This is a genomic window from Paradesulfitobacterium aromaticivorans (assembly GCF_054657415.1).
In genome coordinates this window covers 603565-616175 of the sequence record NZ_BAAHYT010000011.1, presented here as the reverse complement: position 1 = coordinate 616175, position 12611 = coordinate 603565, and the positions used below count along the sequence as shown (strand labels likewise).

At 45.7% G+C, this 12611-nt stretch carries 10 protein-coding genes; all 10 read right to left on the bottom strand.

All coding sequences use genetic code 11. The features are described from left to right. Window positions 1-2: 2 nt before the first annotated feature. The 10 genes from ACYQ2N_RS19760 to ACYQ2N_RS19715 all read right to left on the bottom strand — a co-directional run bounded on the left by ACYQ2N_RS19760 (window position 3) and on the right by ACYQ2N_RS19715 (window position 12542). Window positions 3-1724, bottom strand: a complete 1722-nt coding sequence (locus tag ACYQ2N_RS19760) for a PEP-utilizing enzyme (RefSeq protein WP_460001130.1) — start codon at window positions 1722-1724, stop codon at window positions 3-5. Between the two features lie 129 nt (window positions 1725-1853). Continuing rightward, window positions 1854-3512 carry an AMP-binding protein gene (locus ACYQ2N_RS19755; RefSeq protein WP_460001129.1) on the bottom strand — a complete coding sequence of 553 codons (1659 nt, stop codon included), beginning with the start codon at window positions 3510-3512 and terminating at the stop codon, window positions 1854-1856. Continuing rightward, window positions 3509-4759 carry a Tm-1-like ATP-binding domain-containing protein gene (locus ACYQ2N_RS19750; RefSeq protein WP_460001128.1) on the bottom strand — a complete coding sequence of 417 codons (1251 nt, stop codon included), beginning with the start codon at window positions 4757-4759 and terminating at the stop codon, window positions 3509-3511. The genes ACYQ2N_RS19755 and ACYQ2N_RS19750 overlap by 4 nt, the downstream gene beginning before the upstream one ends. A 148-nt stretch (window positions 4760-4907) precedes the next feature. After that, window positions 4908-5477 carry an HD domain-containing protein gene (locus ACYQ2N_RS19745; protein ID WP_460001127.1) on the bottom strand — a complete coding sequence of 190 codons (570 nt, stop codon included), beginning with the start codon at window positions 5475-5477 and terminating at the stop codon, window positions 4908-4910. A gap of 19 nt (window positions 5478-5496) precedes the next feature. After that, the gene (locus ACYQ2N_RS19740; RefSeq protein WP_460001126.1) at window positions 5497-7860 is read right to left on the bottom strand and encodes a XylR N-terminal domain-containing protein; all 2364 of its coding nucleotides are present in this window, start codon (window positions 7858-7860) and stop codon (window positions 5497-5499) included. 734 nt (window positions 7861-8594) lie between these two features. Continuing rightward, window positions 8595-8987 carry an MFS transporter gene (locus tag ACYQ2N_RS19735; protein ID WP_460001125.1) on the bottom strand — a complete coding sequence of 131 codons (393 nt, stop codon included), beginning with the start codon at window positions 8985-8987 and terminating at the stop codon, window positions 8595-8597. After that, the gene (locus ACYQ2N_RS19730) at window positions 8987-9550 is read right to left on the bottom strand and encodes a hypothetical protein (RefSeq protein WP_460001124.1); all 564 of its coding nucleotides are present in this window, start codon (window positions 9548-9550) and stop codon (window positions 8987-8989) included. The genes ACYQ2N_RS19735 and ACYQ2N_RS19730 overlap by 1 nt, the downstream gene beginning before the upstream one ends. Before the next feature lie 26 nt (window positions 9551-9576). Then, on the bottom strand, window positions 9577-9870 hold the full coding sequence (locus tag ACYQ2N_RS19725) for an MFS transporter (protein WP_460001123.1): 294 nt from the start codon (window positions 9868-9870) through the stop codon (window positions 9577-9579). Between the two features lie 209 nt (window positions 9871-10079). Beyond that, window positions 10080-11360: a phenylacetate--CoA ligase family protein gene (locus ACYQ2N_RS19720; protein ID WP_460001122.1), complete on the bottom strand. Its 1281-nt coding sequence runs from the start codon at window positions 11358-11360 to the stop codon at window positions 10080-10082. Window positions 11361-11621: 261 nt separating this feature from the next. Next, complete coding sequence (locus tag ACYQ2N_RS19715; RefSeq protein WP_460001121.1) at window positions 11622-12542, bottom strand: putative selenium-dependent hydroxylase accessory protein YqeC; 921 nt, start codon at window positions 12540-12542, stop codon at window positions 11622-11624. Window positions 12543-12611 lie beyond the last annotated feature (69 nt).

The window sequence follows — 12611 nt, the reverse complement described above, 5'->3', positions numbered from 1 at the left end:
TCCTAATCGTCAAGAATCTCTACCACGCCTTTGGTACCATTAATGCGGACACGATCCCCTGTCTTTACGCCCTCTGTCACTCTTTTTCCCCGCGTTATTGTGCCGACCACAGCCGGAATGTTGTATTCCCGAGCGCAAATTGCGGCATGGGCCAGCATCCCTCCACTATCGGTAGCCACACCCTTAATCTTAGAGAATAGAGGCGTCCAGGCCGGGGTCGTAAAGGGTGCGATCAGTACATCGCCAGGCATGATCTGAGAGAAACCTTCATACCCATATATTACCTTGGCGGTTCCTTCGATGATTCCCGGGGCACCTGGGAACCCTTCATACCTGTTCTCTACATCGATTTCAGGTACGGCCTGTCCCCTGATAACCTCGTTGGTCATGCCCCAGATCTTAATAAACACCGGATCGTCGACCCTGCCCTCGGGCACGGTGCCGATAATGGTCGGCACTTTCACATCGTGCAGCGCTTGCCAAACGGTCTTGCGCCGCTCGACCATGCTCTTCACCCGCGGCTGGTGTTCAGCCAGGGCAATTTTTTTGTCCAGAACGATATCTTCCATAACTTCTTCCAGTTCGTCGATGGTCATGAAGAACACGTCATCAGTCTTATCGAAGAATCCCCAATGAGCCAGGCGGCGGCCACATTCCTGGATGGCGTAACGCAGTTCAGAGTAGGTCCACTGCTCCACATAAAAGTTGTGGTCTTCGTTGAAAGGATAGGAGTACTGGGCATGCTTCAGAGCCTGTAGGAACTCATCCCTGTTCTCCGCCGGAATTTCACTCACGGTCTTGGCGATGTACTCGTCCCTCTCCTGGATTATCTTTTCGGTGTGTTCCTCGAAGTCGAAGCCGCCTTTCAGGATATAAGTTTGAATGGTTGAAAAGGCCGGCATGGGATCTTCGATCCAGGTTTTGTAGTAGGGATCGAAGAGAGCAGCCGTGGTCCTGCGCCCGTATTTGGCCAGGAAGTCGTTGAATTTGCCCAGCCACAGCTTGCCTTTGGTGCTGCTGCCCAGCCGTTCCTGCAACTCTTCCTGCCTGGAAATCTCGTTGAATTCTTCTACCAGTTCCAATTCGCTGGCCAAATCCGCCAAACGCCACAATCCCCGGTCGATTTCATACATTTTGGTTTCAAACCCCTGCAGAAAAGTGCGCATCTGCCTTTCTTCGATGCCGTGCTTCTGGCAGATCGCCTCAAAGGTCATATAGGCGAAGATGGAGGGGTACATGGCAATAAAGTGCAGCTCCCAGCTGCGCTTGGATATCTTCACCGCGTCTTTGAGCACCGTGATCAACCGGTCCGTAGGCAGAGTCTTCTTATCTATTCCTTTCAAATAGCTGAGGGAAGCTGTCCATTCCTCCACAATGTCCGCATAGCGTTTAGGCCAGTTATCCAGCATATCCTTAAGTTTGGCACCGAAAACCGGCTCTTTGGCCTGTATCACCTCGGGATCTGCAATAGGCACAGGTCCGGGGAAGATGCGCCCGTAGTAAAGGACAAAGTCAAAACCCTCAGAATAGGGAAAAGTAAAGTATTCCGAGGCAACACGGGCTCCCCGCGGCCAGTGATAGACTGATGCCCCCATGGGACTGATGGGAGGGGTATTGTGCAGGTTATCATGGAACCATAACCTTTGGGAGTCCTCTTCGCGGTAGGCTCTCTCTGGCAGCCACTCCACTTGATGATCACTGAATTCCAAATTTTCGCTGTTCAAATAATTCTCCTCCTTAAATTTTAACTTTTATGTCCTATTTCATCCTTAACAGTGCCAGGGTCTTGTCAAATCACCCCCCAGGCTTGAATTACCCGGCCTGTCCCCGGAGTATTACTCACCTCGTGGGTCTTAGCCTGCTATTTTCCCTTCCTGCTTCAACTTCCCGGCTATTATCTCACGCAAGCCCTTCTTGTTAATCTTTGACTCAGAAGCCAGGGGGAATGTCTCTACTATTTCCAGCCTTTCAGGCAATTTGTAGTTGGCAAGCTTTTTGGTCTTTAAATAATCGACCATTTCTTCAAAGGTTAACGGATCTTGGCGCTCAGCCGGAATCACAAAAACACAGGCCTTCTCTCCCATGATACGGTCCGGCATAGCTACCACTGCAACATTCGAAACTTTGGGATGGGACATCAGAGCATTTTCGATCTCGCCGGGATAAATGTTTTGCCCGCCGCGGATGATAATATCTTTCTTGCGTCCCGCAATCATTATGAACCCATCATCGTCAATCTTGACAAGATCACCCGGAGAAGCCCAGCCTTCTGCATCATACGCTTCGGAAAATGTCTTTTCCGGATCCCGATAATAGCCGCTGGAATTTTGGGGGCCGCGGAAATATAGCTGCCCCACCTCACCTTGAGGCACGCGGTTCCCGTCATCATCGACGAGTTTAATTTCATTTCCGGGCAGAGGCCGACCGACTGTTGAACGACGTTTTTCTGCCGAATCAGTGGCGGAGATTCCGGAAATTGATCCCGTGTCTTGCGATCCATACGTGCTTAAAATTGGTCCTGCCAACAACCGTTCAACTTCCTCAGCGAGAGTTGGGGAGAGATAACCACCGGAACAACGCACGGCTCGAATTGATTTTAGGTTATGGCTCTTAGGCAGTTCCTGAATCATTTGCGCCAGCTGTGCAGGAACCACACAGGGAATTGTAACCTTTTCTTGCTCAAAGAACTCTAACGCCTTTTGAGCAGTATACTCGTATAAGAGTGCTATCTTGGCCGCAACCTGCGGAGCGCAGAAATAGGTAGGAGTTCCTCCCGCCGCACCGGCCGCAGGTGCAACCGCACACACAACATCGTCCGGTCCAAGTCTCCAGTTCTTGACATGACTTTTAGTGCTCCACAACCGCGCGGCCATTGTCTGTTCTACAACTTTAGGAACACCGGTTGTACCGGTTGTTGTCGTTAAAAATCCTACATGAGTTGGATTCAGGCGACGGCTGACTAACAAATCCAGGGGATATTTTTCCTCAAGCGGTTCGTTTACAATATTTTCAAATGGCAAAGCCCCCTCAGGTACATCGGATCCGATAACAATAATATTTTTTAAGAGAGGCAACGATTCTTGAATTTCTTTGATCATTTCGTAATAATTAAAGTTTTTATATATATAGGGAATTACGATGGTGGTGGCCTCAATCAAGCCAATGATCTCTAACAGTTCCTTATGCCTTAAAGTGTGCATTAAGGTCATGGAAATAACTCCGGCCTTTTCGCACGCTACCCTGGCCACAAACCCCTCCACGCAGTTTGGCAATTGAATGACTACCCTGGCATCTTGGGGAATACCCCACTCGATAAATTTAAGCGCAACCCGGTCTGTTTGTTCCTTGGCTTGGGCCCACGTAAGGCGTGAACCCTTAGAATCAAGCAATGCTTCTTTATCTGGATATTCCCTCGCATTCCTCTCCCAAAAATCCGCAAAAACCTCATCTGTCCAATATCCTTTAGCCCGATAATCCTCCACTTGTTCTTCACTGTAACGAACTGGTTTCACCCTGCGTCCCTCCTCAACATCGAATCTCCCATAATTTCTTTAAATGCCTTAAGTACAGCTTCGGCGAATTCCGGTTCATCCAGGTTTGCATTCACTTCTATAACTTCTACATGATCTTTAACCTGTTGTTTTATTTCCTGAATGAAAATCGAATCACTCTCTGGCTGATAGACAGCACATCCCTCAATATCGAAAGAAGCCCATCCTTTGAGAGGAATAAGAAATTTTACCCGACTTTTAGCAAGATTAAGTTTTGGGGCCATGGTACGGGCCACAATTAAGAGTTCTTCATCATTTAGCCGCAAAAATGTCCGCAGAGCATCTAAATCATATTTCTGCCGTTGGTAATAATCAGGTTTGTATTTGCTGCGTGGCGGAGTCATCAAATTTACGGCACAGGGAGCAATGATTTGAGGAATTCCGTTTTTGCCCGCAGCCTCCAACCGATTGGGTCCTGCTGCCCGCGTTCCCCCGAAAATTTGTTCTCCTACTCCCCCAGGAGCCAGATCAATCACTGCAGCGAACATGTTTTCTTTTGTGATTAATTCTTCCATTGCTTTATCTGCAACGCCTGTCGCAGAAAAGCCAATCACTTGATAACCTTCTTCCTCTAAGCGTTCACGGACCAGGCTTGCCGTGCGCTCACACAGGCTTAACTGAGTCATCGCAACTAACTTTTTGGATTTATTAGATTTTATTTTAACGACTTCTTCAGATTTTTGTACCATGCCCACAATAGAGCCCGCCGCCCGCTCCAAAACATCACGAATTAAATCATTTAATCCGGTAAAATCTACAACAGAATGTAAGATCGCAATGTCAGACGTGCCAAAATACCGGCTGGCTAATCCCTGAGCGGCTGCCACACTGCAAACCATTAGTTTCGGCACCCCAAAAGGCAGCGTGCGCATGATATTCGTTTCCATCAGAGAATTGGTTGCCCCACCGATTCCAATGACACCCTGCACTTTACCGGCAGCATAAAGCTCGCTAATCTTGGCGCTGGCCCCAGCGGTCATAATTTCTCCCAGTTTCACCCGGTCTTCAGCGGCAAAGGCTCCATCACCAATGTTGCCCCGTGCAAAAATTTCTTCCCTCGTCACATCTGCCGGGATTCCTGCCAGCCCCCTGGTTCCCAGATCTAAAACAATCGTGTCGCATCCCCGCATTTCTATCTGGGCTTTTAGAAAATAAGTCTCAGCCGCCTTGGTATCCAGGGTGCTGAAAATGCCTACCGTCTTGCGCATACTCAACTTCACCTCCTCGTGTGATAATTTTCAATATTTTGAATTTTTAGTTACTATTAGTGTTATATTACACCTAATAAATATGATCGGCTATTCACACACTGGGTAAAAAGTTCAGTCAAAGCTTAGCCACTCTAGGTAAATTATCTTAAATTCCTGCCTCGTTAAAACGTCTTTCTAATTCTTGTAGAGCAATTCTCCGGGCAGAAGCAGTAAAAAACCAGCGATCCGTTTTACTTTCCAGCCATTTAAGGCGTTCTGGGATATCCGGGCCAAACCGTGCCAGATAAAAAGCTAACCCCTCTGCACTAAACCGGAATAGTTTATCCGAATCTTTGACAATTTGATCACTGCCGGAAATTGGTGTCAGGCGGGAATCATGTCCATCGATAATAGCCAAAATCTCTTCGGATTGTGCGGAATTGTAGCCCACCTGATCTAAAATTCCCCTAGCGATTTTAACTCCTTCAACCTCATGAATCCGATTTAGGTCTTTATCATAATTGCCCGGTCCAAACGCCTTAAGCTGTTCGTCTTCGCTTAATTTGCTCCACCCAACATCGTGGAGCAAGACTGCAGGAATGACGATTTTAGAATCCCCTTTTTCCTCCTGTAATAAGGTTTCTGCGAATCCCCGGGAAACAGGAACATGGATTTCATTACCCCTTGTCTGCAAATAAGGGGATGCCAAAGTAAAAATCTGCTCGTAAATCTTCATTAACAGTCCCTCCAAGCTTTTATAAAAACTTTAACGCCATCTGTACTTGAAGACTAACTTCCGGATCTGCCAAATCAAGTTTTGAGATTTCCTGAATCCTCTTAAGCCTGTATTTTAAGGTCCCATCATTGATGAATCCCCGTCGCGCTGTCGCCTGGATATTCTGATTGTTTTGATAGTAAAGTTTCAGAGTCTGAACTAACTCCGTTTTGTGTTTTTCGTCATACTCTATCACTTCTCCCAAAAGTTTCTTGGCAAACCATACAAACCGCTCGGGGTGAATTCCCAACATGCCATAGATCCCGAGCTTTTCGTACCTAAAGCAGGTGTGGTTCTTCTTCAAATTCTTCATAATCTTATTGGCTGCGTTCGCATTTTTATAGTTCTCTCTTGCCTCTGAAATGCTAAGGCTGCTGGCACCGATGGTAATCCACCAATCTAAGTAAGGTATAGACTCCAATCCTTTGATGAACTCCTGCATAATTGATTCAATCATTTTGTTTCCTTTGTCTTGATAAACCATTGCAATAATCCTATTTTCCTCAAAACCCATCACACCGTTGGCTGGAATGATATCCAGCGCTTCTTTAATCCATTTGCTCATGTACCCGGTTCGATCCCCTTCAAAGTCTAAGACCAGCTGGCTGATTGGGTACTCAAGTTTCAGGCCCAGTTTAACCGTTAGATCCAATACCCGTTCCTCACTGAATGACTCGCTGTATAACCATTCATCCAACAGGTTTTTGACGAAACTGCGTTTATTTTCGATTAAAACCTTCATTTTGAGTATTTCCAAGGCAATAACGATACTGGCATCACGTAAAATGATTCTTTTTTCTTCAGTGAGTTGAGTATTTCTAAGTTCTACCGTAAGAAAACCAAGAATTTCTTTACCACCCATCACCGGTGTAAGGCAGCGCCGAACTTGTTCCCCTAAGGAGTTGACTGTTTGAATAACAATCGTTTGCTTTTTGGAAAACAATTCGTGGCTCTCTGCCGGAAACATAGCCAATAATTCGGAAGAAGCCATTTGTTCTGTAATCTTAGCTGAAGCTAAGATCCTAAAATCAGCATCCTCAATCAGCACAGGGAGTCCCAGCGTGTGTGAGATAGCCTCAACAATCTGCTTCAAACCTAAATTCTCTAAAACCAGACCTGTGAGTTTATCGTGCAGATCTAAGGACTTCTGAAGAGATTTCTGTTGCTTTACCAAATGTTCGTTCACTTGCTTAAGTTCAGAATTCTTTTCCTGCAATTGACGATCGGTCAAGCGGTATAGTCTGGTGTTTTCCATCACCATCGCCACTTGTACCGCTAACATCGATAGCAGATTTTCGTCATATTCCGTAAAACCTTCTCCTGAGAGTTTATTGGCCACAAATAAATATCCTAACTGACGGTTTTTCAATACCAGGGGAACCCCAAGCAGGTCATTATTGATACCAAGAAAGGCTCCCGTTGTCGGAAGTTGGGACCCGTTAAGGCGGATGGTCACACCACCTGCCATAATATTCCCTAATGTTCCTTCTATTAGCCCCCGATATTCGGAAGCAAGGTTGGGAACCAAGTCATAACGGAAAATACGTGAAGCCTCGGAATCCTCTTCTTTGAGCACGAGCAAGGCTTTATCGCAAGCTACCAACTGGCAAACCTGATGATAAAACTCTTTTTCAGATTCGTTAAAATTCAAGCCATTCGATAAATGTAAGGTAAGTTCATTGAGAAATTTCCATTGATTAATGCGCTCCCTTTCCTCTTTGAGCATATACTGCAGGCTTTTAACAGCGGTATTCGGCTGCAGATCAAACCAATTTCTATCGGCTAAACCGTCCCATTCGTCTTTAGCCCTAACCTCATATTCACAATAGGGATCACCCTTAGCCACACATTTAGTTTCTACACAAACCGCTTCCTGGCCGAAAAATCCGCTGCAGTAGCCACTGGCATATCCGACGAGAGTCCAACAGACCGCTTCTGAGTTGCTCCCATACATTTTTAGATACTCTTCCGCTTCATAGGAGAATTCCCATTTGCCGCGCATGTAAAAATGCCCCAGACTACGATCATAGTCCAGCACCTCATTCGTGGCTCGCACCATGCCTTCAAGGGTGTGAATCTTAGGACCAAACAACATCCACTCGGCATCAGATTCAAAATCAAAAAGATGCTTGAAACTCTGACTATCGTTAAACCCGCAGCGATAGCCAAATCGTGCCAGAATCCCCCTGGCTAAGTCATAGCCAAGGCTTTTGATAAGCTCATCTTTTAATTGACTCAACGCATCCGCATGAAATAACAGCAATCTGTTATCTCGCAGAGAAATCAGGCCATCGCGTGGATAAATTGTGACGGCATCTTGAAGCTTCAGCCATTCCAAATCCATTAGTTTTCTTACCTCCTTAAATACGCGGGTAAGATACCTGAATATTCAGAATGTTTTTAACAAGTTTATTCCCTATACTCTGCAAAGTCTATTACTTATCTGGGTAAACGTGCGTTCATTAAATTACCTACTATAGATAAATTTAATTGGTTCAGACACTAATCAGTACAACTTTTTTGTCCCTGAGATAAAATCGAATCATGATCAAGTCCGGGTACCGAACGGGCAAGAGTCTACGCGGGAAATCATAAAAGTTCCTAGTACAGTAGCTATTGAAGCTATTCATGAAGAGGAATTGCTTTTAGTACGGTCATTTTTTCTGGAGTAACGACTTAGTATGGGACACTCTGTCTCCTGATGAAGAAGAATTTGTTGAACTTGAACGAGTTTCGTGGACACACGCACTTCATATGGCTTACGCAGGACAATTTACAGATGCGAAAACTGTTTTAGGCATTCTTCTAGCGCACGGGAAAATGACAGCGAAATAGTTTTCTCGAATATGGCAGCCCATTAAAATATTAACAGGAAAGAATCGGTGCATCAGTCTCTTTTTAATCGGCGACACAAATCTCAGCGTGAACGGTCTGTTTCTCAGGGTAAACAGTGGTGAATTTGTTGTTGAACACCTGGATTTTCTGCCAAAAATGAAAGCTGTTATTAAGCAGAGCCTAATAACAGCTTAGAGCGGCATTATTTTATCCCACTAGTCCTATGCGCAGTGCGAATTCATCCTAAATGTCAGTCCCCACAGGGTGTTCGTTCTCCTGCACTTGAAATACCCTTGAACCCACACCCATAATCAGGAGGCAGCTAATTCCCATCAGCACCCCGTCTAAAATCAGAGGTGTACTCCAGCCCCCTGTGCTGTCACGCAATGCCCCTGAAATAACCGGCGATAGAACAGCGCCAATTTCCGCAATTAGATTCCACATACCAAAGGCTGCCCCCCGTTGTTTTTCAGGAGCGGTTTCAGCCGTAAGAGCATGCGACACGGACTGTAAAGCGAAAAAAATCAAGCCGGAAATGAAGAGAATGAGAGACATTATTACCTTATCTTTTCTTCCTGACATCACATATCCAGCAAAGATAAAGATAAATACAGTAAGTGCTGCGGTAAGAGCCATCAAAACATTGCGTCGACCATTGGCTTATGTGCCATGTGATCCGAGATCCTTCCTCCGATTGGAAAACCTATAAGCCCGGCGGCAGCATTAAACGAAGCTACCAGCGCTGCCGAAGTCAAAGCTCCACCCCCGAAATCTTTGACAATTGCTACAGACCAAAACCCATAAAACCAAAGGTGCCACAGAATGGGGATTGCTGAAAGGTAAATAAGAATGAGGTTCGGATTTTTAAGGACGGGTTTAACCTCCCGAGCCTTATTTTTATAAATAAACACGATCAGGAGGAGCACCAGACCCGTTAGAGTGAAGGAAATCGCAACATCCGAAAGTCCTAAACTGTTGGTCAAAAAGTAGATTGCCATAATGGCGATTAGAAATACCAGTGAATACCTGATAAGGCTAAGGAGTGCCTTGGCAAAGGGTTCCCCTCCCTTTTCCCCTGGAGTATAAGATCTTATAAACTTGGAGATGATCATGGCAATTATGAAAGTGGTAACACCAAGCATCAGAAATGGATCCTTCCACGCATTAAGCCCCATCATCGGCTTAGCCCAATTAATCAAGTAAATGGTACCTATAAGCGCAGCGGTTAAGCCGACTGAAGTCCCCCTATAACTACACCCATGCCTAGACCCAATTTTTGGGGTGGGGTAATTTGCGCAATCAGGGAACGATCATTTGAATAAAAAACTCCCTCTCCTAAACCGGTCAGAACACGTAAGGCGATAAAAACAACCAGACCGCTTGTGAGTCCTGTTAAGAATGTCGTAATCCCTGCCCAAAAAATGCTGATGATAATAATCGTTCTATAACCAAACTTGTCCCCGAAATACCCTCCGGGAAATTGAGTAAGCATATAACCCGCAAAAAACAAACTCCCCAAAAGCCCACCAAAGCATGTGGATTTGCCGCAGCGTGCAAAAAGCCAACATTGTTTGCAATCATCCAGGTAACAACAGGTCCTGTAAGCGTACGATCAGCATAGGAAAAAACCCACCCTTAAAACAGCATTGCCCATATCGTATGGTAATGTTGCCAGCCCCCAGCTGCTTTCTTGCTCATTATTAATCCTCCCTCACTATACGACATTATTTAAGACATTATTCTTAAGCGTTCATCCAGTACCCGTCTGGATTTCATCTCAAACCGGGGTAGTGAAGCAGGCTCAGCAATTTCGACATTAAATCTTAAGCCGATTCTTTCCCGCAGCAATTTTTCAAGCTGTTTCTTCACATCATGCACATTTGTCTCAATTTGAACTTTAACTTGATTCATCTCCTCCTCAGTGTAGTACACGATCCGAAACTCACTGATATCCGAAAACTCCCGCACAATAGCCTCGATAGACTGGGGATAGATATTGATTCCACGAATGACAACCATGTCATCAGCCCGTCCCACGATTCCTCCCGGCAAATGGCGGTACTCATTGCCGCAGTCACACAATTTACTCGTCTTCTTGACTAGATCTCCAGTCCGGTAACGAATGAGAGGGTACCCTAAACGGCCCAAGTTTGTAAGCACTAACTCTCCATTCTCCCCTTCTTCCATCGGCTCCATAGTTTGAGGATTTATGACTTCGGCTATAAATTCCGCTTCGTTAATATGAAGTCCATTTTGATGAGAGCAGGAGTACCCGTAAGCACCCATTTCCGTCATACCCACGTGGTCATACACCTTGGCATTCCACGAACTTTCAATCCGCACCCGCACGGATGGAATAGACCCCCCTGGTTCACCGGCCAAAATAAGTCTGCCAATACGTGAATTCTTAATATCTAGGTTTTGTTCACTGGCTAACTCCGCCAAATGCAAAGCATAACTGGGCGTACATAACAAAACTGAGGCTTTATTTTCGATAATACTGTGTAACCTATCCGGAGAAGACTGTCCACCGCCTGGAATTACCAGAGCACCAATTTTTTTTGCAGCTTCATATGCAGACCAAAATCCAATAAACGGTCCAAAAGAAAAAGCCAAGAACACCCGGTCGTGATGGTCAACACCCGCTGCTTTGAATACTTCTACCCAGCAATCACGCCACCAATCCCAGCTCTCCTGAGTATCTAATACTTTCAGAGGCCGTCCGGTGGTCCCTGATGTTTGATGATACCTGACATATTGAGACTCTTCGTAGGTATGGTTACGCCCAAACGGCGGATAATTCACCTGTTCTGCTACAAGTTCCTTTTTCGTGGTGAAGGGAAGTTTACGTAGATCATCAAGCGAACAAAGCGGCAAACACGCAGATTCTAATTTTTCCTTATAGAATTCATTGAAATGAGTTACGTGAACCAACAGCTGATTCAGCTTTTGTAACTGGAGCATCTTAAGCTCCTTAGAGGAATGATGCGATTGTATAGGTATTGACATAGATAACCCTCCCACTCAACAGCTCTTCCATGCATTTATGTGTCATAACCTTCCTGCCGATGGCTATACTCCTATAAAAAACCCCCTTTCACTATAGTAATAATGCTATTATGAATTTTCTGTTAAATCAATCTAAGCGCGGTTAATCATTTAAAACCAAACCTCAAATGCTTAAATCCGGCTGTGAACGGGAATTCTCACGTTGCTACTCCAAAGCAAAAAGTGTGCCCACGGCACACTTTACCTTGTTCATATATCTTTTTACCATACATCTACCGAGCGTATTTCTCCTGCTCTGCCGTTCCCGGCAGCCAGGCGCAAGTGAAGGGGCTTTTCCCTCAAACTGTACAAGTCGCGAACATCATCGTTTGGCAATAGCTCTTCGATATCAGTCATTTCGCCTACGCCCTTGTCATTAAAAAACACTACCCACTGCATCTTGGTATAATTCGCAGAAAAAGCAGGAGAACCAAAGAGATATTCCCACAATACTCCTTTATCCCACACTCTGCCGTTTAGGGCTTGACAGCATTCAGGCCGGTGAATTTCTGTGCCTGAAAGCTTCCTCCCCCAGAGAGTACCGTCAATAACTAGGATTGCACATTCTGTCGTGGACGGGATTTGGGGCTCATGCTCAGCCCAGCACTTAAGCCCCCGTTCTTTAGCTCCATCTCCTTCTATTACCCACAACCGGCTGCCCGGTAAATAAGCCTTCCTACCGAGATCTCGTCCGCTTACGTGGTTTAGTCTTGTTCCATTTCCGTATAGGTAAATTGGTACGGCTCCGGTGTTATTTACAGCTTTATCTACTGATTCAAGCTTAGGCCCGACCCATTTTCCGCTCTCCTGCTCTTCCCTGGCATACCAAAACCAGATGGCAGGGTTAATCAAATCGGCAACATTGCTTGAATTAGTAGAACTAGCATAATCATCATCGCTAAGCAAGTGAGCGTGCTTGCCTAAATCGTAAGGTGTATTCGGTGGTGGCTCCGTAGGGTTCTTCCAGGCCACAATGTCAGCCAACGGCCACACCTTAGTCGTCGTTGTAAGCACAGCTTCATAACCTGCTGCCTGAATTTCCCGTCCTAACCGCTGCAGGGACGTTGTCTTTCCACCCGCGCCTATCAAAGTAATTACCCTGACGCACCCAGTCATTTCCCACAGAGTGCCTATCCGAATCAAGATAGCCCCCTCTTTCCTCTTGTGTAACCGTATTATTTTCCTTATGTAGCCGGATCAATGGTATATGGC

Coding starts and splice junctions, on each gene's coding strand:
- ACYQ2N_RS19740 (WP_460001126.1), bottom strand. CDS start 7,860: ATGGATTTGGAATGGCTGAAGCTTCAAGATGCCGTCACAATTTATCCA.
- ACYQ2N_RS19750 (WP_460001128.1), bottom strand. CDS start 4,759: ATGCGCAAGACGGTAGGCATTTTCAGCACCCTGGATACCAAGGCGGCT.
- ACYQ2N_RS19735 (WP_460001125.1), bottom strand. CDS start 8,987: ATGGCTCTTACCGCAGCACTTACTGTATTTATCTTTATCTTTGCTGGA.
- ACYQ2N_RS19720 (WP_460001122.1), bottom strand. CDS start 11,360: ATGTCAATACCTATACAATCGCATCATTCCTCTAAGGAGCTTAAGATG.
- ACYQ2N_RS19745 (WP_460001127.1), bottom strand. CDS start 5,477: ATGAAGATTTACGAGCAGATTTTTACTTTGGCATCCCCTTATTTGCAG.